This window comes from Streptomyces sp. NPDC054975, from assembly GCF_053609105.1.
On sequence record NZ_JBSGWV010000009.1, the window covers coordinates 151,508 to 172,794 of the forward strand.

The 21,287-nt window shown below is 72.5% G+C and carries 16 protein-coding genes; 7 read left to right on the top strand and 9 right to left on the bottom strand.

The window, feature by feature from the left end:
- Positions 1-127 precede the first annotated feature (127 nt).
- The 3 genes from ACWF79_RS12735 to ACWF79_RS12745 all read right to left on the bottom strand — a co-directional run bounded on the left by ACWF79_RS12735 (position 128) and on the right by ACWF79_RS12745 (position 7,344).
- The gene (locus ACWF79_RS12735) at positions 128-1,588 is read right to left on the bottom strand and encodes a glutamate synthase subunit beta (RefSeq protein WP_453728083.1); all 1,461 of its coding nucleotides are present in this window, start codon (positions 1,586-1,588) and stop codon (positions 128-130) included.
- Positions 1,581-6,152, bottom strand: a complete 4,572-nt coding sequence (gene gltB, locus ACWF79_RS12740) for a glutamate synthase large subunit (protein ID WP_453728084.1) — start codon at positions 6,150-6,152, stop codon at positions 1,581-1,583. The genes ACWF79_RS12735 and gltB overlap by 8 nt, the downstream gene beginning before the upstream one ends.
- Positions 6,153-6,615: 463 nt before the next feature.
- On the bottom strand, positions 6,616-7,344 hold the full coding sequence (locus tag ACWF79_RS12745; protein WP_453728085.1) for a VIT1/CCC1 transporter family protein: 729 nt from the start codon (positions 7,342-7,344) through the stop codon (positions 6,616-6,618).
- Positions 7,345-7,585: 241 nt separating this feature from the next.
- Between ACWF79_RS12745 and ACWF79_RS12750 the strand changes: the two genes are divergently transcribed.
- Genes ACWF79_RS12750 through ACWF79_RS12780 form a run of 7 tightly spaced genes read left to right on the top strand, consistent with a single transcriptional unit; the run spans position 7,586 to position 15,474 of the window.
- Positions 7,586-8,596: an ADP-ribosylglycohydrolase family protein gene (locus ACWF79_RS12750; RefSeq protein ID WP_453728086.1), complete on the top strand. Its 1,011-nt coding sequence runs from the start codon at positions 7,586-7,588 to the stop codon at positions 8,594-8,596.
- Positions 8,593-10,038, top strand: a complete 1,446-nt coding sequence (locus ACWF79_RS12755; RefSeq protein ID WP_453728087.1) for an ADP-ribosylglycohydrolase family protein — start codon at positions 8,593-8,595, stop codon at positions 10,036-10,038. The genes ACWF79_RS12750 and ACWF79_RS12755 overlap by 4 nt, the downstream gene beginning before the upstream one ends.
- Complete coding sequence (locus ACWF79_RS12760; RefSeq protein ID WP_453728088.1) at positions 10,013-11,173, top strand: ADP-ribosylglycohydrolase family protein; 1,161 nt, start codon at positions 10,013-10,015, stop codon at positions 11,171-11,173. The genes ACWF79_RS12755 and ACWF79_RS12760 overlap by 26 nt, the downstream gene beginning before the upstream one ends.
- Positions 11,170-12,528, top strand: coding sequence for an ADP-ribosylglycohydrolase family protein (locus ACWF79_RS12765; RefSeq protein ID WP_453728089.1), 1,359 nt, complete (start codon positions 11,170-11,172; stop codon positions 12,526-12,528). Before ACWF79_RS12760 ends, ACWF79_RS12765 begins: the two co-directional genes overlap by 4 nt.
- Positions 12,525-13,445, top strand: coding sequence for a ribokinase (rbsK, locus tag ACWF79_RS12770; protein WP_453728090.1), 921 nt, complete (start codon positions 12,525-12,527; stop codon positions 13,443-13,445). Before ACWF79_RS12765 ends, rbsK begins: the two co-directional genes overlap by 4 nt.
- Positions 13,442-14,653, top strand: coding sequence for a CaiB/BaiF CoA transferase family protein (locus ACWF79_RS12775; protein WP_453728091.1), 1,212 nt, complete (start codon positions 13,442-13,444; stop codon positions 14,651-14,653). The genes rbsK and ACWF79_RS12775 overlap by 4 nt, the downstream gene beginning before the upstream one ends.
- Complete coding sequence (locus tag ACWF79_RS12780; protein WP_453728092.1) at positions 14,650-15,474, top strand: HpcH/HpaI aldolase/citrate lyase family protein; 825 nt, start codon at positions 14,650-14,652, stop codon at positions 15,472-15,474. Before ACWF79_RS12775 ends, ACWF79_RS12780 begins: the two co-directional genes overlap by 4 nt.
- A 90-nt stretch (positions 15,475-15,564) precedes the next feature.
- Here the strand turns inward: ACWF79_RS12780 and lgt are convergent, their stop codons facing one another.
- The 6 genes from lgt to trpC form a co-directional block, all read right to left on the bottom strand.
- Positions 15,565-16,551, bottom strand: a complete 987-nt coding sequence (gene lgt / locus ACWF79_RS12785; protein ID WP_453728093.1) for a prolipoprotein diacylglyceryl transferase — start codon at positions 16,549-16,551, stop codon at positions 15,565-15,567.
- Between the two features lie 88 nt (positions 16,552-16,639).
- Positions 16,640-17,467, bottom strand: coding sequence for a DsbA family protein (locus tag ACWF79_RS12790; RefSeq protein ID WP_453728094.1), 828 nt, complete (start codon positions 17,465-17,467; stop codon positions 16,640-16,642).
- A gap of 64 nt (positions 17,468-17,531) precedes the next feature.
- A complete protein-coding gene (gene trpA, locus ACWF79_RS12795) occupies positions 17,532-18,347 on the bottom strand; it encodes a tryptophan synthase subunit alpha (RefSeq protein ID WP_453728095.1) in 816 nt (271 codons plus the stop codon).
- Entirely contained in the window at positions 18,344-19,639 is a 1,296-nt protein-coding gene (gene trpB / locus ACWF79_RS12800; RefSeq protein WP_453728096.1) for a tryptophan synthase subunit beta, read from the bottom strand. The genes trpA and trpB overlap by 4 nt, the downstream gene beginning before the upstream one ends.
- A 487-nt stretch (positions 19,640-20,126) precedes the next feature.
- Positions 20,127-20,324, bottom strand: a complete 198-nt coding sequence (gene trpM, locus ACWF79_RS12805) for a tryptophan biosynthesis modulator TrpM (protein WP_453728112.1) — start codon at positions 20,322-20,324, stop codon at positions 20,127-20,129.
- A gap of 83 nt (positions 20,325-20,407) precedes the next feature.
- The gene (gene trpC, locus ACWF79_RS12810) at positions 20,408-21,217 is read right to left on the bottom strand and encodes an indole-3-glycerol phosphate synthase TrpC (protein WP_361432948.1); all 810 of its coding nucleotides are present in this window, start codon (positions 21,215-21,217) and stop codon (positions 20,408-20,410) included.
- Positions 21,218-21,287 lie beyond the last annotated feature (70 nt).

Here is a 21,287-nt window from a genome sequence, read left to right on the forward strand (position 1 = left end):
CCCGACCCGACCGCCCCGCAAGGAGAACGCGCCGCGGCGCCCTCCCAGTCGTCCGGTCGGGGACATTCGGGGGGCGCCGCGCTCAGTTCCGTACGTCGTTGTACGGGACGTCGTGGGGACGGGACGGTCAGACCGTCAGGGCTCGGTCCGTCGGGCGGATCGGGGCCGGGAGGTCGCTCGCGCCCGTCAGGAAGCGGTCGACTCCGCGGGCCGCCGAGCGGCCCTCGGCGATCGCCCAGACGATCAGCGACTGACCGCGGCCCGCGTCACCGGCCACGAACACACCATCCACGTTGGTGGCGAAGTCCGCGTCGCGAGCGATGTTACCTCGCTCGTCGAGGTCTAGACCAAACTGGGCGACCAGACCGTTCTCCACGTCCGTGCCCGTGAAGCCCATCGCGAGCGTGACCAGCTGCGCCGGGATCTTCCGCTCGGTGCCGGGCTTCTGCGTCAGCTTGCCCTCGACGAACTCCACCTCGACCAGGTGCAGGAACTGGACGTTGCCGTCCTCATCACCCTCGAAGTGGGTGGTGGAGACGGAGTAGACCCGCTCGCCGCCCTCCTCGTGCGCCGAGGTGACCTTGTACAGCATCGGGAACGTCGGCCACGGCTGGCCGGCCGCCCGCTCCTCGCCCGGACGCGGCATGATCTCCAGCTGCGTGACCGAGGCCGCGCCCTGGCGGTGGGCGGTGCCCACGCAGTCGGCGCCGGTGTCGCCACCGCCGATGACGACGACGTGCTTGCCCTCGGCGGTGATCGGCGCGGCCACGAAGTCGCCCTCGACGACCTTGTTGGCGAGCGGCAGGTACTCCATCGCCTGGTGGATGCCGGACAGCTCCCGGCCCGGGACGGGCAGGTCACGCGCGGTCGTGGCGCCCGCCGCGATGACGACGGCGTCGTACCGCTTGCGCAGATCCGTCGCGGTGATGTCGCGGCCGATCTCCACACCCGTACGGAACTTGGTGCCCTCCGCGCGCATCTGCTCGATGCGGCGGTTGATGTGCCGCTTCTCCATCTTGAACTCGGGGATGCCGTAGCGGAGCAGTCCGCCGATCCGGTCGGCCCGCTCGAAGACGGCGACCGTGTGGCCCGCCCGGGTCAGCTGCTGGGCGGCGGCGAGACCCGCCGGGCCGGAGCCGATGACGGCGACGGTCTTGCCGGACAGGCGCTCGGGCGCCTGCGGCTTGACGTCGTTCGCGTCCCACGCCTTGTCGATGATGGAGACTTCGACGTTCTTGATGGTCACGGCCGGCTGGTTGATGCCGAGCACGCACGCCGCCTCGCACGGAGCCGGGCACAGACGGCCGGTGAACTCCGGGAAGTTGTTCGTGGCGTGCAGCCGCTCGGAGGCCTGCGCCCAGTCCTCGCGGTAGGCGTAGTCGTTCCACTCGGGGATCAGGTTCCCGAGCGGGCAGCCGTTGTGGCAGAACGGGATGCCGCAGTCCATGCAGCGGCCGGCCTGCTTGCTGATGATCGGCAGCAGGGAGCCGGGGACGTAGACCTCGTTGAAGTCCTTGACGCGCTCGCCCACCGGACGGGTCTTGGCGACTTCGCGCCCGGTGGTCAGGAAGCCCTTGGGGTCAGCCATTGGTCGCCGCCTCCATCATCTTCTCGGTGGTCTCGGCCTCGGAGAGACCGGCGAGCTCAGCGGCGTCCTTGGCGGCGAGCACTGCCTTGTACGTGGTCGGGATGATCTTGCTGAAACGGTCCACGTTCGTGGCCCAGTCGGCAAGGAGCTTCTCCGCGACCGTCGAGCCGGTCTCCTCGTGGTGGCGGCGCACGACATCGTGCAGCCACTGCTTGTCGGAGTCCGTCAGGGCCTCGACGGCGGACAGGTTCCCGGAGTTGACGTTGTCCCGGTCGAGGTCGACGACGTACGCGACGCCGCCCGACATACCGGCCGCGAAGTTGCGACCCGTCTCGCCGAGGACGACGGCGCTGCCGCCGGTCATGTACTCGCAGCCGTGGTCGCCCACGCCCTCCGAGACGACCAACGCGCCGGAGTTGCGGACGCAGAAGCGCTCGCCGGTGCGGCCGCGCAGGAACAGCTCGCCGCCGGTCGCGCCGTACGCGATCGTGTTGCCGGCGATGGTCGAGTACTCGGCCAGGTGGTCGGCGCCACGGTCCGGGCGGACGACGATCCGGCCGCCGGAGAGGCCCTTGCCGACGTAGTCGTTGGCGTCGCCCTCCAGGCGGAGCGTGACACCGGCCGGCAGGAACGCGCCGAACGACTGGCCCGCGGAGCCGGTGAAGGTGATGTCGATGGTGTCGGCCGGCAGACCCGCGCCGCCGAACTTCTTCGTCACCTCGTGGCCGAGCATGGTGCCGACCGTCCGGTTGATGTTGCGGATCGCGACCTGGGCCCGGACCGGCTGGGCCTCCTCGGCCGTCGCCGCGCCCAGCGCCTCGGCGGCGAGCTCGATCAGCTCGTTGTCGAGGGCCTTCTCCAGGCCGTGGTCCTGCTCGATCAGGGCGTGGCGGACCGCGCCCTCGGGCAGCTCGGGCACGTGGAAGAGCGGGGCCAGGTCGAGGCCCTGCGCCTTCCAGTGGGTGACGGCCCGGCTGGTGTCGAGGAGTTCGGCGTGGCCGACGGCCTCTTCGAGCGTACGGAAGCCCAGCTCGGCGAGGAGCTCGCGGACCTCCTCGGCGATGAACTCGAAGAAGTTGACGACGAACTCGGCCTTGCCGGAGAAGCGGTCGCGCAGCACCGGGTTCTGGGTGGCGATGCCGACCGGGCAGGTGTCCAGGTGGCAGACGCGCATCATGACGCAACCGGAGACGACGAGCGGCGCGGTCGCGAAACCGAACTCCTCGGCGCCGAGCAGCGCGGCGATGAGGACGTCACGGCCGGTCTTGAGCTGGCCGTCGGTCTGGACGACGATCCGGTCGCGCAGGCCGTTGAGCAGCAGCGTCTGCTGGGTCTCGGCGAGGCCGAGCTCCCAGGGGCCGCCCGCGTGCTTCAGCGAGGTGAGCGGCGAGGCGCCCGTACCACCGTCGTGGCCGGAGATCAGGACGACGTCCGCGTGCGCCTTGGAGACACCGGCGGCGACCGTGCCGACACCGACCTCCGACACCAGCTTCACGTGGATACGCGCGGCCGGGTTGGCGTTCTTGAGGTCGTGGATCAGCTGAGCCAGGTCCTCGATGGAGTAGATGTCGTGGTGCGGCGGCGGGGAGATCAGACCGACACCCGGGGTGGAGTGCCGGGTCTTGGCGACCCACGGGTAGACCTTGTGGCCGGGCAGCTGGCCGCCCTCGCCGGGCTTGGCACCCTGCGCCATCTTGATCTGGATGTCGTCCGCGTTGACCAGGTACTCGGACGTGACACCGAAGCGGCCGGATGCGACCTGCTTGATGCTCGACCGGCGCGCCGGGTCGTAGAGGCGGTCGGGGTCCTCGCCGCCCTCACCGGTGTTGGACTTGCCGCCCAGCTGGTTCATGGCGATGGCGAGGGTCTCGTGCGCCTCGCGGGAGATGGAGCCGTACGACATGGCGCCGGTCGAGAACCGCTTGACGATCTCGGAGACCGGCTCGACCTCGTCGATCGGGATCGAGGGACGGTCCGAGGTGAAGCCGAACAGGCCACGGAGCGTCATCAGGCGCTCGGACTGCTCGTTCACCCGGTCCGTGTACTTCTTGAAGATGTCGTACCGCTTGGTGCGCGTGGCGTGCTGCAGGCGGAAGACGGTCTCCGGGTCGAACAGGTGCGGCTCGCCCTCGCGGCGCCACTGGTACTCGCCACCTATGTCGAGCGCGCGGTGCGCGGAGGGGACGCCGGAGGCCGGGTACGCCTTGGCGTGGCGGGCGGCGACCTCCTTGGCGACGACGTCGAGACCGGCGCCGCCGATCTTGGTGGCGGTGCCGTTGAAGTACTTCTCGACGAAGGCCGTGTCGAGGCCGACGGCCTCGAAGACCTGCGCGCCGCGGTAGGAGGCGACGGTCGAGATGCCCATCTTGGACATGACCTTCAGGACGCCCTTGCCGAGCGCGTAGATCAGGTTGCGGATGGCCTGCTCGGGCTCCAGGCCCTCGATGAAGGTGCCGGCGCGGACCAGGTCCTCGACGGTCTCCATCGCCAGGTACGGGTTGACGGCGGCGGCGCCGTAGCCGATGAGGAGGGCCACGTGGTGGACCTCGCGGACGTCGCCGGCCTCGACCAGCAGGCCCACCTGGGTGCGCTGCTTGGTACGGATGAGGTGGTGGTGGACGGCCGCGGTGAGCAGCAGCGACGGGATCGGCGCGTGCTCGGCGTCGGAGTGCCGGTCGGAGAGGACGAGCAGGTGGGCGCCGCCCTCGATCGCCGCGTCGGCCTCGGCGCAGATCTCCTCGATGCGGGCGGCGAGCGCGTCGCCACCGCCGGAGACCCGGTACAGGCCGGAGAGGGTCGCGGCCTTCATGCCGGGCATGTCGCCGTCGGCGTTGATGTGGATGAGCTTGGCCAGCTCGTCGTTGTCGATCACCGGGAAGGGCAGGGTGACGCTCCGGCACGACGCGGCGGTCGGCTCGAGCAGGTTGCCCTGCGGGCCCAGCGAGGAGTGCAGCGAGGTGACGAGCTCCTCGCGGATGGCGTCCAGCGGAGGGTTGGTGACCTGCGCGAAGAGCTGGGTGAAGTAGTCGAAGAGCAGCCGGGGGCGCTCGGACAGGGCCGCGATCGGCGAGTCCGTACCCATGGAGCCGAGCGGCTCGCCGCCGGTGCGGGCCATCGGAGCGAGGATGACGCGGAGCTCTTCCTCGGTGTAGCCGAAGGTCTGCTGGCGGCGGGTGACCGAGGCGTGGGTGTGCACGATGTGCTCGCGCTCGGGGAGGTCGGAGAGCTCGATCTCCCCGGTCTCCAGCCACTCGGCGTACGGGTGCTCGGCGGCCAGGCCGGCCTTGATCTCGTCGTCCTCGACGATCCGGTGCTCGGCGGTGTCGACGAGGAACATCTTGCCGGGCTGGAGGCGGCCCTTGCGGACGACCTTGGCGGGGTCGATGTCGAGGACGCCGACCTCGGAGGAGAGGACGACGAGGCCCTCGTCGGTGACCCAGTAGCGGCCGGGGCGCAGACCGTTGCGGTCGAGGACCGCGCCGACCTGGACGCCGTCGGTGAAGGTGACGCAGGCGGGGCCGTCCCAGGGCTCCATCATCGTGGAGTGGTACTGGTAGAAGGCGCGCCGGGCCGGGTCCATGGAGTCGTGGTTCTCCCACGCCTCGGGGACCATCATCAGGACCGAGTGCGGCAGCGAACGGCCGCCGAGGTGGAGCAGCTCCAGCACCTCGTCGAAGGAGGCGGAGTCGGAGGCGTCCGGGGTGCAGATCGGGAAGATCCGCTCCAGGCCCTTGCCGTCCGTGCTCTCGCCGAAGAGGTCGGAGACGAGCTGGGACTCGCGGGCCACCATCCAGTTGCGGTTGCCCTTGACCGTGTTGATCTCGCCGTTGTGCGCGACGAAGCGGTACGGGTGGGCCAGCGGCCAGCTCGGGAAGGTGTTGGTGGAGAACCGGGAGTGGACCAGGGCCACGGCGGTGGCGCAGCGGCGGTCGGAGAGGTCCGGGAAGAAGGGCTCCAGCTGGCCGGTGGTCAGCATGCCCTTGTAGACGATGGTGCGGGCGGAGAGCGACGGGAAGTACGTCCCGGCCTCGCGCTCGGCGCGCTTGCGCAGCACGAACGCCTTGCGGTCGAGGGCGATGCCCTCGCTGCTGCCGTCCGCCACGAAGAGCTGGCGGAAGACGGGCATGGTGGCGCGGGCGGAGGCGCCCAGCAGCTCGGGGGCGACGGGGACCTCGCGCCAGCCGAGGACGTTCAGACCCTCCTCGGACGCGATCGTCTCGATCTGCGAGACGGCCTGTGCGGAGCCGTCGGCAGGGAGGAAGGCGATACCGACGGCGTAGGCGCCGGCGGCGGGGAGGTCGAAGTCGGTGACCTCGCGCAGGAAGGCGTCCGGGACCTGGAGCAGGATGCCGGCGCCGTCTCCGGAGTCGGGCTCGGAGCCGGTGGCGCCGCGGTGCTCCAGATTGCGCAGTACGGTCAGCGCCTGCTCGACCAGCGCGTGGCTGGCAACACCGGTCAGGGTGGCCACGAACCCGACACCACAGGCGTCGTGTTCGTTACGGGGGTCGTACATCCCCTGCGGAGCGGGGCGACCGTCCATGGGCGACCAGGCGTCGGAACGCATCGGCTCTCCCGTCGTCGTCGTGGCATATGCAACTGCCGAGGGACGACGTTGGCCCTCCGCGAAATTTCGTGCAGGTTACATGATGGCTGGCTTCTCGCGAAGTGGATAGCGCATTCCAACATGCGGACACCGCTGACACGGAGCGGTGATGGTGGTTCACGCGTGAACCGGCGTTTCTCGGGGTGTCTCTCAGGGTGGATCCGGGGACGACTCTCAAGGGTCGTGACGACCCATGGAGAGCGGAGAGCGGAGCGAGCCTCATTGCCCGCGGCGCTTACGCCTCATGCCCGGTGGTCAAGCCTTTGAAACCGCCGAGTAACGGCTACATATGTCGCGCTGTGCATAGTGTCTCATCGGGTGGCCGATCCGCCCAGGGGATGGCCCGGGGGATATACGTCACAGCAAGCATGCACGCAGAAGGCCCCCGCCGCAGGACGGGGACCTTCCAGGCCGGGGGCGCAGGTCAGAGCGCGGCGCCGAACAGCATGCCGAGTCCGTACGTGACCGCGGCGGCGGCTCCACCCAGGACGAGCTGTCGCAGGCCGCTGAACCACCAGCTGCGGGCGGTCACCCGGGCCACCAGTGCGCCGCAGGCGAAGAGCCCGACGAGCGCGAGCAGCACGGCCGGCCACAGGGCGCTCGCGCCGAGCAGATACGGCAGCACGGGCAGCAGCGCGCCGAGCGCGAACGAGCCGAAGGACGACACGGCGGCGGTCACCGGCGACGGCAGGTCGTCGGGGTCGATGCCCAGCTCCTCGCGGGCGTGGATCTCCAGCGCCTGCTCGGGGTCGCGGGAGAGTTGCATGGCGACCTCGCGGGCGAGCGCCGGCTCGACGCCCCGCGACACGTACAGCGCGGCGAGCTCCTCCATCTCGTCGACCGGGTGCTTGCGCAACTGGCGGCGCTCGACGTCCAGTTCCGCCTGGACGAGTTCGCGCTGCGAGGCGACGGATATGTACTCGCCGGCCGCCATGGAGAAGGCGCCCGCCGCGAGTCCGGCGAGGCCGGTGATGACGATGGTCTGCTGCGAGACGGCGCCGCCCGCGACACCGGTCATCAGGGCGAGGTTGGAGACCAGTCCGTCCATGGCGCCGAAGACCGCGGGGCGAAGCCAGCCGCCGTTCACATCGCGATGCGTGTGGTTGTCGCGGTGGGCCTCGTGCAGTGGTGCGTGCGCTTCGATGATGGACATGCTTCTCCCCTGTTTTCTCCGGCGGGCCGGGTCGCACCCGCCGCCCCCAACACCCTCGAAAATACGCGCGATGTAAGGGGCCCGCCAGCAAGGCAGGCCGTACTTAGTAAGGCTGACCTGCCCTTCCGGAGCCATCCCCCAGCTCTTCCGACGGGGTGTCAGCCGGGTGACAGAGACGTTTCTTCGACGTCATCGCTTCCTCTTCGTGGCACAGATCCAGGAACCGCGAAAGGGGTGCGAGATGGAGAGCGAGACGGGAACGATCGCCTGCGCTACGCGCGAGCGCGCGAGGGGAGCGCTCCTCGGCCTGGCCGTCGGCGACGCGCTCGGAGCGCCCGCGGAGAACATGCGCCCGTCGGAGATCCGCCGCCGATGGGGTCGGATCGAGGGCTTCGTGACGGACAGTCCGGCCGGCACGGACGACACGGAGTACGCGATCTTCTCCGGGCTGCTGCTCGCCCGGCACGGCTCGGCGCTGACGGTCCAGCACGTCGAACGGGCCTGGCACCACTGGATCGCCGACCTGGACGAGGGGCCGTTCCGGGGCGCGGGCTTCAGCGAGCGGGGCACCCTGGAGAACCTCCGCCGGGGCCTCGCTGCCCCGATCTCCGCCCAGCACCGGCACGCGTGGTCGGACGGCCTGGCGATGCGGGCGGCGCCGTTCGGGGTCTTCGCGGCGGGCCGCCCGTCGGAGGCGGCCCGGCTCGTCGCCATCGACGGCACCGTCAGCCACGACGGCGAGGGCATCTACGGCGGCCAGGCGGTCGCGGCGGGCGTCGCGGCGGCGATGGCCGGCGCGTCGGTGACCTCGGTCATCGCGGCGGCTCTGTCGGTGGTCCCGATGGACTCGTGGACGGCCCGCTCGATGCGCCGCGCGGTGGTGGCGGCGCAGCGGATCCAGCCCGACGCCCTGACCCGGGAGCGCACGGTCCGCTCAGCGGTCGTGATCGGCGGCTACCCGTGGACGGACCTGGCCCCGGAGGCGGTGGGCCTCGCCTTCGGCGCCTTCGCGGCGGCGCGCGGAGACTTCCGTACGGCGGTCCTGACCGCGGTCAACATGGGCCGCGACGCCGACACCACGGCCGCGGTGGCAGGCGCCCTCGCGGGCGCGGCCTCGGGCGTCGCGGCGATCCCGGAGGAGTGGGCGACGGCCATCGCCCCGGTGACGGGCAGCTGCCTCCCGTCGATGCGCGGCTACCACGTCCTGGACATCGCGGACCTGCTGACGACGGACGAGGAGGACACCACATGACCACGACGGACCCGACCCACACCACGTACGGCTCAACGGCGGCCAAGGGTTCGGCCCCCACCGCTGTAGGGGCCAATCGTTCCGCCCCCTCCCCCGCTACCGCCACCACGGCTGTGGGCAATCGTTCCGCAGGGCGAGCGGAGCGAGGTGGGGGTACCCCCAGGCGGAGCTCTGGGGGAGGGTGGGCACAGCCCACGAGACCGGGCGCCCCGGACAAGGACGGCGCGCACGAGGGCCTAGGGGCCGCGCACGGGAGCGGTGCCGTGAACGGGGCCCCCGTGCACGCCCCGCGCCCCGCCCTCGCCAAGATCGCCGGCCTCCTCCTAGGCCTCGCCGCAGGCGACGCCGCGGGCTGGCCGGCCGCCCGGCACCGAGCCGCCCGCATGCCCGAGTGGACCCGCCGCCTCACCCGCGAACTGGACACCTTCGCCGAGCAGAACGCCACCACCACCCTCCCCGTCCCCATCGCCCTCAACCAGCCCCCCGAACCCCTCCGCCTCGGCCCCTCCGACGACGCCGAATGGGCGGTCTTCACCGCCGAGGCGGTCCTCGCCGCCACGGGCCCCCTCTTCGCGACCCTGCCCCCGGAGCGCCGCCTCCGTGCCGCCGTCGACCTCTCCTGGAACTCCCTCGCGAGCCAGGTCGCCGCCGCCTCGGACCGCGCCCCGGAGGTCGAGTCCGCCGTGCTCCCCCTCCGCGCGCGGATCTCCGTACGCGCCGGACTCGGCAATCTCGCCACCGGCCTCCGCCCGCCTGCCACCGGCCATGACAACCCGCACTACTTCGACGACGCCGCCTGCGTACGGGCCGCCGTCCTGGCGATCGTCCACCCCGGCGACCCGGCCGCCGCCGCCGAACTCGCCGAGTTCGACGCCCGGTACACCCAGGACGGCGACGGCGTCCACGGCGCCCGCGCGATGGCCGCCGCCGTCGCCGCGGCCCTCGGCGGCGCGCCCGTCGACGAGGCCGTGGAAGCCGCGCTCGCCCAACTCCCGCCCACCACCGAGATCGGCCGCAACGCGGCCCAGGCCGTCAAGATGGCCCAGGACGCGACGAGCGCCTTCGAACTCGTTCCCCTCCTGGAGCACCAGATCGTCGACCACGTCTACAGCTACGGCATCGCCGCCGCCGAAACGCTCCCCGTCGCCCTCGCCCTGACGCTCGCCGCGCGCGGCGAGGCATCGGGGGCGGTACCCGCCGCCGCCTGCCTCTCGCGGGTCGCCGACTCCGCACCGGCGCTCGCGGGCGCGCTCACCGGCGCGCTCGGCGGCGCCGGCTCCCTCCCCGCGACCTGGCGGGACGCCTGCCGCACGCTCGCCGGCTGCGCGCTCCCCCGCCTCGCGGGCACCGATCTGGTCGAACTCGCCGGGCTCCTCGCAGCCACGGAACCGACCGCCAGGGGTGGACAATTCCGACATGACCCCCACACCATCCCTCGATGACCGAATCACCGGCAGCCTGATCGGCGCCGCTGTGGGCGACGCCCTCGGCGGCCCGGTGGAGGGCTACACCCCCGACCAGATCCTGGAACGCCACGGCGGCCGCGTCAGCGGCATCGTCGGCCCCTGGAACGGCGACGCGTGGCGCACGGCCCGCCCCATCGCGCCGTACCACAAGGGCGACGGGCACGTCACCGACGACACCTTGATGACCCACGCGCTGATCAGGGTGTACGAGAAGGTCCGCGACCACCTCGACGCGTACGCGGTGGCGGAGCACCTCGTCCCCGACCTGATCTCCACCGCGGTCTGGATCCCGGAGCTCGAGGCGGAGGCTCTCCCGCTCCAGCGGATCTTCCTGGCGGAGAAGTGGCTCGTGGCACGCCTCCACTACGGGCACGTCGACCCGCGCGAGGCGGGCAGCGGGAACATCGTCAACTGCGGTGCGGCGATGTACATGGCGCCGGTGGGTCTGGTGAACGCGGCGAATCCGGAGGCGGCGTACGCCGAGGCGCTCGACGTCGCAGCGCCCCACCAGTCGTCCTACGGCCGGGAGGCGGCGGGGGTGTTCGCGGCGGCGGTGTCGGCGGCGTGCGCGCCGGGGGCGACGCCGGAGTCGGTCGTGGAGGCGGCTCTCGGCCTGGCGAAGGACGGTACGCGGGCGGCGATCGAGGCGGTCGTCGAAGTGGCGTCGGAGCACCGTGACTTCGAGTCGGCCCTGATCCCGCTCCGCACGGCGGTGGAGCCGTACGACACCGTGGGCGCGGACTACCGGGCACCGGGCCTGGGCGCGCGCCGCCCGTCGCGCCTCCACGCGATCGAGGAGCTCCCGATCGCGCTGGGCATGCTGCTCGTTGGCGCGGGCGACTACCGGCGTACGGTCCTGGGCGCGGTCAACTACGGCCGTGACTGCGACTCGATCGCGACGATGGCGGGCGCGATCGTGGGGGCGCTCGCGGGCGAGTCGGCGATCCCCTCCGCCTGGGCGAAGCAGGTCGCGGAGGCGAGCCGCCTGGACCTGCACGCTCCGGCGCGGGCGCTGTCGGCGGTCGCGCACGAGGTCTTCGCCCGCGACACGGCCCGCCGCCGGGCCCACGAGTCGGCGTACGCGGCCCTGACGAACGCGGCCCTGCGATGAACCTGCGCGTCACCTGGGTGCAGCCGGAGGACCTCGTCGGCCACGAACTCCGCCAGGCGGCGGAGGACGGCCGCGACGCCCGCGCCCTGGCCGCCCGCTGGCACGCGGCGGGCGGGCCCCCGGCCCCGCTGGCGGCCGGCGCCTCCCCCACCCCCCGCCCGGAGCTGCGCCCGCTGGCCGAAGCCCTCCTGACCGAACTGGCAGCCCTGCCCACCCTCCAGCCAGGAGCCTCCCCCCACGAAGCCCCGCACCCCCACGCCCCCGCCCCCCGCGCACAGGAAGCGCCGCGGGCCGAACAGGCGCTCCGCGACCGGCTGCATGCCGCCTGGCTCGGGCGGGCCGCGGGGTGCCTTCTCGGGAAGCCCGTCGAGAAGTTGCCCCTGCCCGCGATCCGCCAACTCGCCCGCGCCGCGGGCAACTGGCCCCTCACGACCTGGTTCACCGAGAAGGGCGTGCCCCCGGACCTCCTCGCCGCCCACCCCTGGAACCGTCGCTCCGCCGCCACCTCCCTCGCCGAGAACATCGACGGGATGCCCGAGGACGACGACCTCAACTACCCCCTTCTCAACCTGCTCCTCCTCCAGCGGTACGGCCGCGACTTCACGACCGCCGACGTCGCCCGCCTCTGGCTCGACGAACTCCCCGCCGGCCGCACCTTCACCGCCGAACGCATCGCCTACCGCAACCTCCTCGACGGCATCGAACCCCCGCTGACCGCCTCCCACCGCAACCCCTTCCGCGAGTGGATCGGCGCCCTGATCCGTGCCGACGTCCACGGCTGGACCTGCCCCGGCGACCCCGCGGCCGCCGCCGAGCAGGCGTACCGGGACGCCGCGCTCACCCACACCGCCAACGGCCTCTACGGCGCCCAGTTCGTCGCCGCGACGATCGCCACCGCCGCCACCGGCACCGCCGACGTCCACCAGGCCCTCGCCGCCGGGCTCTCCGTCGTCCCGCCCCGCTCCCGGCTCGCCGCCGCCGTCCGCCTCGGCGTCGAAGCGGCCCGCGACACCCCCGACTTCGACACCGTCGTGGACCGGCTCCACGCCACCCTCGGCGGGTATCACTGGGTCCATGCCGTCCCCAACGCCGCCCTCCTGGCCGCCGCCCTCACCCACGGCGACGGCGACTTCTCCCGCACCATCTGCGCGGCGGTCTCCGGCGGCTGGGACACCGACTCCAACGGCGCCACCGCCGGTTCCGTCGCCGGTCTTCTCGCCGGTCACCCCGACCGGCTGCCCGAGCGCTGGACCTCCCCCCTCAAGAACCGCCTCGCCACCTCGATCCCGTCCTTCGACGGCATCGGCTTCGACACCCTCGCCGAACTGACGTATCTGGAGGCAGTACGCCCATGACCAGCATCGTGGTGCTCGGCAGCACCAACATGGACCTCGTCGCCTTCGTGTCCCGGGCCCCCGCACGCGGAGAGACCGTCACCGGACGGGAGTTCCGTACGATCCCCGGCGGCAAGGGCGCCAACCAGGCCGTCGCCGCCGCCCGCGCCGGCGCCGACGTCTCGATGATCGGCGCGGTCGGCACCGACGACTTCGGCCAGCGCCTCCACGCCGCCCTCGACACCGCCGGCGTCGACACCGACCTGCTCCGCACCGTCGAAGGCCCCTCCGGCACGGCGCACATCGTCGTCGACGACGAGGGCGGCAACGCGATCGTCGTCGTCCCCGGCGCCAACGGCACCGTCATCTCCCTCGACCACGGCGACGAGGCCCTGATCGCCACCGCCGACGCGCTGCTCCTCCAGCTCGAACTCCCCCTCCCCGTCGTCATCGAGGGCGCCGCCACCGCCCGCCGGCTCGGCGTCCGTACCGTCCTCACCCCCGCCCCGGCCCAGCAGCTTCCCCCCGAACTCCTCGCCGCCATCGACCTCCTGGTCCCCAACGAGCACGAGGCCGCCGCGCTCACCGGCATCGCCGACCCCCGGTCGGCCGCCACCGCCCTCCTCGCCCACGTGCCCGAGGTGGTCGTCACCCTCGGCGCCGCCGGCTGCCTCTACGCCGCCCGCGACCGCGAGCCGTTCACGGTCCCCGCCCCGCACGTCCGAGCCGTCGACACCACCGCCGCCGGCGACACGTTCGTCGGCGCGCTCGCCGTCGCCCTCGGCGAGGGCCGCCCGGTCCGCGAGGCGATGGCCTGGGCCTCGACCGCCGCCGCGCTCTCCGTGCAGCGCGCGGGCGCCTCGTCCTCGATGCCGTACCGCTCCGAGATCGACTCGGCCCACGCCCCCCACTCCGGCCAGGAGGTCGACGCCGTATGACGCCCGCCAAGGAACCGACCGCGCTCCCTCCCCTCCACGGGCTGCGCGTCCTCGATCTCGCCACTCTCTTCGCCGGACCGCTCGCCGCGATGATGCTCGGCGACTTCGGCGCCGACGTGATCAAGGTCGAGCACCCTCGTAAGCCCGACCCGTCCCGCGGCCACGGCCCGGCCAAGGACGGCGTCGGTCTGTGGTGGAAGGTCCTCGGCCGCAACAAGCGGACGGTCACCCTCGACCTCTCCACCCCCGGCGGCCGGGACACCCTCCTGCGGATGGCCGCCGACGCCGACGTGATCGTGGAGAACTTCCGCCCCGGCACCCTGGAGCGCTGGGGTCTGGGCTGGGAGGAACTCTCCACCGTCAATCCCCGGCTGGTCCTGACCCGGGTCACCGGCTTCGGCCAGTTCGGCCCGTACTCCCACCGGCCCGGCTTCGGCACCCTGGCCGAGGCGATGAGCGGCTTCGCCGCCATCACCGGCGAACCCGACGGCCCACCCACCCTTCCCCCGTTCGGTCTGGCCGACTCGATCGCCGCCCTGGCCACGGCGTACGCGGTGATGACCGCGCTCACCGCCAGGACCACGACCGGCCACGGCCAGGTCGTCGACATGGCCATCATCGAACCGATGCTCTCCGTCATCGGCCCCCACCCCCTCTGGTACGACCAGCTCGGCTACGTCCAGCCCCGCACCGGAAACCGCTCCCGCAACAACGCCCCGCGCAACACGTACCGCACGGCCGACGGTTCCTGGGTCGCGGTCTCCACCTCGGCCCAGTCGATCGCCGAACGTGTCCTGCGCCTGGTCGGCCGCCCCGAGCTCATCGACGAGCCCTGGTTCGCCGACGGCGCCGGCCGGGCCGCCCACGCGGACGTCCTCGACGAGGCGGTCGGCTCCTGGATCGCCCGCCACACCCGGGACGAGGCGATGGCCGCCTTCGAGAAGGCCGAGGCGGCGATCGCGCCCGTCTACGACATCCAGGACGTGATGACCGACCCGCAGTACCGCGCCCTGAACACCGTGACCGAGGTCCCGGACCCCGAACTGGGGCCGATCCGGATGCAGAACGTCCTCTTCCGGCTCTCCGAGACACCCGGTGCGATCCGCTGGGCCGGCCGCCCGCACGGCGCGGACACGGCCGAGGTCCTCGCCGAAGTCGGCCTCACGCCCGCAGAGATCGGCGCCCTACGAGAACAGGGGGCCGTATGAGGACCACGCCCCTGCCCCTCACCTGGCTGTACGCCCCGGGCGACCGCCCCGCCGTCGTCCAGAAGGCCCTGGTCTCCGGCGCGGACGTGGTGATCGTCGATCTGGAGGACGCGGTGGCCCCGGAGCGCAAGGCGTACGCGCTCGCCGCCACGGCCGATCTGCTCTCCGATCCCCACCCCGTACCGATCCATGTCCGCATCCACACCCCACGCGACATCGTCACCCTGGCCCCCCTCCCCGGCCTCCGCGGTCTTCGTGTTCCCAAGGTGACACACGCCACTGACATCCACCGGATCGCCGAGTTCACCGCCACCACCGACGCCCCCGACCGGATCCCGCTCTACCCGCTCCTCGAGAACGCCCTCGCCGTCGAGCGTGCGTACGCCATCGCCACCGCCCATCCCGCCGTCCACGGCATCGCCCTCGGCGAGGCGGACCTCCGCGCCGACCTCGGGGTGCGCGAGGACAGCGGCCTCGACTGGTCGCGCGGCCGCCTGGTCGTCGCCGCCCGCGCGGCGGCCCTGCCCCCACCGGCCCAGTCGGTCCACCCCGACATCCGCGACCTGGACTCCCTGGCGGCGAGCTGCGTGCGGGGCCGCACCCTGGGCTTCCTGGGCCGGGCGGCGATCCACCCCCGCCAGCTCCCGGTGATCGAGCAGGTCTACCTCCCCACCCCCGACGAGGTCGCGGCGGCCGAGGAGGTCGTGAAGGCCGCCGAGACGGAGGAGGGCGCCCTGGCCCTCCCGGACGGCCGCTTCGTCGACGCGGCGGTCGTCGAGGGCGCCCGCCGCGTCCTCACGCTGGCGGCGCGCGCCTCCTGACCGCCAGGACCTCCTGACCTCCGGAACGCCACAGGGCCGCCGGAACCCTTCGGTCCCGGCGGCCCTGTGCTGGAGTACTGAAGGCCCTGGTCAGCCCTTCGCGGCCGACTCCGCGCCGTTCGCGGGCAGGTCCGCGGGCGCGTCCTCGGAGGCCTCGCGCCGAGCGGTACCGTCCTCGTCCTCGGTCTCCGAGGCGGCGTCGGCCTCGTCGTCGGCCCCGGACCCGGCCTCGGCCGACCCCTTCCCGTCGCCGACCGGCTTGCCGCGCTCCGGCTCCACGATCGCCTCGCGCCCCGGACGGACCCGGGACGAGATCACGATGTACGTGACGGCCAGGAGGAAGACGACGATCGCGGTCCAGACGTTCAGCCGGAGGCCCAGCACGTGGTGCGCCTCGTCGACCCGCATGTACTCGATCCACGCCCGGCCCGTGCAGTACGCGGCGACGTACAGCGCGAAGGCCCGCCCGTGGCCGAGCTTGAAGCGGCGGTCGGCCCAGATGACCAGGAGCGCGACGCCGATGCACCACAGCGACTCGTACAGGAAGGTCGGGTGGTAGATACCCGCCTCGCGGTTGGCTCCGGCGGAGATCTCCAGGCCCCAGGGGAGGTCGGTCTCCTTGCCGTACAGCTCCTGGTTGAACCAGTTGCCCCAGCGGCCGATGGCCTGGGCGAAGGCGATGCCGGGCGCGATGGCGTCCGCGTACGCGGGGAGCGGGATGCCGCGTCGGCGGCAGCCGATCCAGGCGCCGACCGCGCCGAGCGCGATGGCGCCCCAGATGCCGAGGCCGCCCTCCCAGATCTTGAAGGCGTCGACCCAGTTCTCACCCTCGCTGAAGTACAGCTGGTAGTCGGTGATGACGTGGTAGAGCCGGCCGCCGATGAGGCCGAAGGGCACGGCCCAGACGGCGATGTCGGCCACGGTGCCGGCTTTGCCGCCCCGGGCGATCCAGCGCTTGTTGCCGTACCAGACGGCGACGAAGACACCGATGATGATGCAGAAGGCGTAGGCGCGCAGCGGAACGGGTCCGAGGTGGAGGACGCCGCTCGACGGGCTGGGAATGTAGGCAAGGTCCATGGCAGAACCGACGCTACCTTGCCGGGCGGGCGTCACGGCAGCCCACCCGGCAACGTCTGCGTAACTAAGCCCCTCGGGCGGCCGAAAGTCAGCCCGCCGACGGCGAGGCCGTGCCCGGCTTCTTGCCCTTGTTGGCCTCGGCGACCCACTTCTTCAGGTTCTCCGGGGAGATCTGCTCGCTCCCCTTCTGCGGGAAGATCGATTCTCCGTTCAGGAGCACCGACGGGGTGCCCTGGAAGTCGCCCTTCTGGAAGGCCTCGTTCGACTTCCCGACCCAGCTGTCGTGCGTGCCGTCCTCTACACAGCTGCGGAAGGCCGGCGTGTCGAGCCCGGGCACCTTCGCCGCGAGCTCGATCAGCTTGGCGTTGTTCCCGAAGGCGTCGTCCGGCTCCGGCGGCTGGTTCATGTACAGAACGTCGTGGTACGCCGTGAACTTTCCGGCGTCCTGCGCGCACGCCGCCGCGTTCGCCGCGCGCAGCGAGCCCTTGCCGCCCATGTTCCGGTCGATGAGGGTGGCGAGGTGGTACTCGGACTTCAGGGCGCCGGAGGCCTCGAGCTCGTGGATGGTGTCCCGGAAGGCGTTCTCGAAGGAGGCGCACGCGGGGCAGCGGAAGTCCTCCCAGATCTGGAGGGTCGACGGGGCGTCCGACTTCCCGGTGGGGATGGAGGGCTTGTCGCCCTCGATCGCGCCCGTCGGGGCGACGACCGGGCCTGCCTTGTCCGAGCCGCCACCGCTGTCCCCGGTGTTGGCGGCGATCACTCCGACGACCGCGGCCAGGCCGAGGACGCCGACGACCGCGGCCGACACGATCAGGACGCGCCGCTGCTTCTCCCTGGCCTTCTCGCGCTCGCGCTGCTGCTGGAGGCGCTCCCGCGCGCTCCGATTACCGTTACCGTCACTGTTCTTCTGGCTCACGCCCTCAGCAACGAACCGGGGAGGCGCGTCCGCGCCTCCCCGGTGACAGATCCACCCGAAAGGGCTACGAAACTCGCCGGACACCCTCGGCGAGTTCGCCCGCCAGTTCCCTTACGGCGGCGAGTCCGGCGGCCTCGCCGTCGGCGTCGAGCATCCGCTTGACGAACGCGGAGCCGACGATGACGCCGTCGGCGAAGCTCGCGACCTCCTTGGCCTGCTCGGCGTTGGAGACGCCGAGCCCGACGCAGACCGGGAGCTCCGAGGTGGCGCGGGTGCGGCGGACGAGGTCGGCGGCCTCGGCGCCGACGGACTCGCGGGTGCCGGTGACGCCCATGAGCGAGGCGGCGTAGACGAAGCCGGAGCCGGCGGCCGTGATCGTGGCGAGCCGCTCGTCCTTGCTGCTGGGGGCGACGACGAAGACGGTCGCGAGACCGTGCTTCTCGGCGTGCTCACGCCACTGGGCGGACTCCTGGACCGGCAGGTCCGGCAGGATGCAGCCGGCGCCGCCGGCCGCGGCCAGCTCTTCGGTGAACCGCTCGACGCCGTAGCGGTCGATGGGGTTCCAGTACGTCATGACCAGGACGGGCTTCCCGGTGGCCTCGAAGGCCTCCCGTACCGTCCGCATCACGTCGGCGATCCGGACACCGCCGCGCAGGGCGATGTCGTCGGCGGTCTGGATGACGGGGCCGTCGAGGACCGGGTCGCTGTGCGGGAGGCCGACCTCGACGATGTCGGCGCCGCCCTCGAAGACGGCCTTGACCGCCGCGATGCCGCCGTCCACGGTCGGGAATCCGGCCGGGAGGTAGGCGATGAGCGCGGCGCGGTTCTCCGCCTTGGCCTTGGCCAGGGTGTCGCTGAGGAGCTGGATGTTGCCGCTCACTTGGTGTCCCTCCGGATCTCGCCCGCGCCGTCCTCGGCGGAGGCGTCGGCCTCGACGGGGGCCGCGTCGGTGTCGTACAGGCCGAAGTAACGGGCGGCCGTGTCCATGTCCTTGTCGCCGCGCCCGGAGAGGTTGACGACGAGCAGGCCCTCGGGGCCCAGCTCCTTGCCGATCGCCAGGGCCCCGGCGAGCGCGTGCGCGGACTCGATGGCCGGGATGATGCCCTCGGTACGGGAGAGCAGCCGCAGGGCCTGCATGGCCGCGTCGTCGGTGACGGCGCGGTACTCGCCGCGGCCGGTGTCCTTGAGGTACGCGTGCTCGGGGCCGATGCCCGGGTAGTCCAGACCGGCCGAGATGGAGTACGGCTCGGTGATCTGGCCCTCGTCGTCCTGGAGGACGTACGACCGCGAGCCGTGCAGGATGCCGGGCTCGCCGGCGGTGAGGGTGGCGGCGTGCTCGCCGGTCTCGACGCCGTGGCCGGCCGGCTCGCAGCCGATCAGGCGGACGTCGGAGTCCGGGATGAAGGCGTGGAAGAGGCCGATGGCGTTGGATCCGCCGCCGACGCAGGCGACGGCCGCGTCGGGCAGGCGGCCGGCGCGCTCCAGGATCTGGCGGCGGGCCTCGACGCCGATGACCCGGTGGAAGTCGCGGACCATGGCGGGGAAGGGGTGCGGGCCCGCGACGGTGCCGAAGAGGTAGTGCGTACGGTCCACGTTGGCGACCCAGTCGCGGAACGCCTCGTTGATGGCGTCCTTGAGGGTGCGGCTGCCGGACTTCACCGGGATGACCTCGGCGCCGAGGATGCGCATCCGGGCGACGTTCAGCGCCTGGCGCTGGGTGTCGATCTCGCCCATGTAGATGGTGCATTCGAGCCCGAAGAGGGCGCAGGCGGTGGCGGTGGCGACACCGTGCTGGCCGGCGCCGGTCTCGGCGATGACCCGGGTCTTGCCCATGCGCTTGGTGAGCAGGGCCTGCCCGAGAACGTTGTTGATCTTGTGCGAGCCGGTGTGGTTGAGGTCCTCGCGCTTGAGGAAGACCCGGGCGCCACCCGCGTGTTCGGCGAACCGGGGGACCTCGGTGAGGGCGCTCGGGCGGCCGGTGTAGTGGACCATCAGGTCGTTGAGCTCGCGCGCGAACTCGGGGTCGGACTTGGCCTTGTCGTACTCGACGGCGACCTCGTCCACGGCGGCGACGAGCGCCTCCGGGATGAACTTGCCGCCGTAGGCGCCGAAGTAGCCCTCGGCGGTGGGGACCTGACCCTCGGGGTCGGGAAGGAAGAACTCGCTGGACATGCGACTGCTCCTCGCGGGGCGATGCCCCGGGTGACGTGCGGTGTGATGGTCACGGTATGCGCGCACTCGCCTCCGGCGCGGCAACGCCGTGTCGGACGCCTGTGACGCCGTGGCGGACGCCTGTGCGGACTACGCCCGGCCCGCGCCGCCCCACCCCGCCCCCGTGTGGGCAATCGTCCCGCAGGGCGATGGGGTCCCCCCTGCTCGAGCGAAGCCGAGAGCTTGGGGGAGGGTGGCCACACGGGACGGCGCCCTTGCGGGTGCCTCCGCTCCCTGTGCCCGGTGCCCACGAAAGCGGGGCCCGTCAAGGGGTTGAGGCAGGTACGAGGGCGGAACGCGCCCGCGAGGGCGCCGTTCCGTTGTGCCCACCCGTTCCGCCCCGGCGGAACGAATGCCCACAACGGAGTGGGGGTGCGGGTGCGTGCCTGCACGCGGGTGGATGGGGCGTAGCGAGCCCCGTACGCGGCAGGCCCGCAAAGCGAAGGCGCTAGGCGTTGGACGCGGGAGTGCGCGCGAGGCGCACGCGCCATCGCATGCCGTTGACCTGGCCCGGCTCGCTGCCGATCACGTACCGCACACGGCGGCCGTGGACCCGTCGGGCGGGTGCCCGGCAGCCGCGCGGGCGGCAGCCGCGGGCCAGCGGGGCGTGCGCGGGCGCGGCGGCCGTACGGAGCCGGGTGCGCATCGCGCGGGTCACCGCGGCCACGCCGAACACGCCCGTGTGGGCGAGCGGCGGCGTGGGGGCGCGGTGCGAGGTCATGGCGGCGGTCAGCCCCGCCCGTGGCGCAGGGCCGGGTGGGCGCCGGCGGCGACGAGGTCGGCGACGGCGGCCTTCGGGTCGCGGCCGGTCACGAGGGACTCGCCGACCAGGACCGCGTCGGCGCCGGCGTTGGCGTACGCGATGAGGTCGTGCGGCCCGCGGACGCCGGACTCGGCGACCTTGACGATGCCGGCCGGGATCTCCGGGGCGACCCGCTCGAAGGTGGAGCGGTCGACCTTGAGGGTCTTGAGGTTCCGCGCGTTGACGCCGATGATGCGGGCGCCCGCGTCGACGGCGCGCTCGACCTCGTCCTCGTCGTGGACCTCGACCAGCGGCGTGAGGCCGATGGACTCGGCGCGCTCGATGAGGGAGACGAGGGCCTCCTGCTCGAGGGCGGCGACGATCAGGAGCGCGAGGTCGGCGCCGTAGGCCCGGGCCTCCCACAGCTGGTACGCCGTGACGATGAAGTCCTTGCGCAGCACGGGGATGTCGACCCGGGCGCGGACGGCCTCCAGGTCGGCGAGCGAACCGCCGAAGCGGCGCTCCTCGGTGAGCACGGAGATGACGGCGGCGCCGCCCGCTTCGTAGTCGGCGGCGAGACCGGCCGGGTCGGCGATCGCGGCGAGTGCGCCCTTGGACGGGCTGGAGCGCTTGACCTCGCAGATCACGGTGACGCCCTCGCCGCGCAGTGCGGCGACGCCGTCCTTGGCCTGCGGCGCCTTGGCGGCGCGCTCCTTGAGCTCGTCGAGGGAGACCCGCGCCTGCCGCTCTGCGAGGTCGGCGCGTACGCCTTCGATGATCTCGTCGAGCACACTCACGCGAGAGGCCCCCTTCCGGGACGGTGATGGTGACGTTCGTGCGGATGAACCAGGTTCAGCCATGTCGATG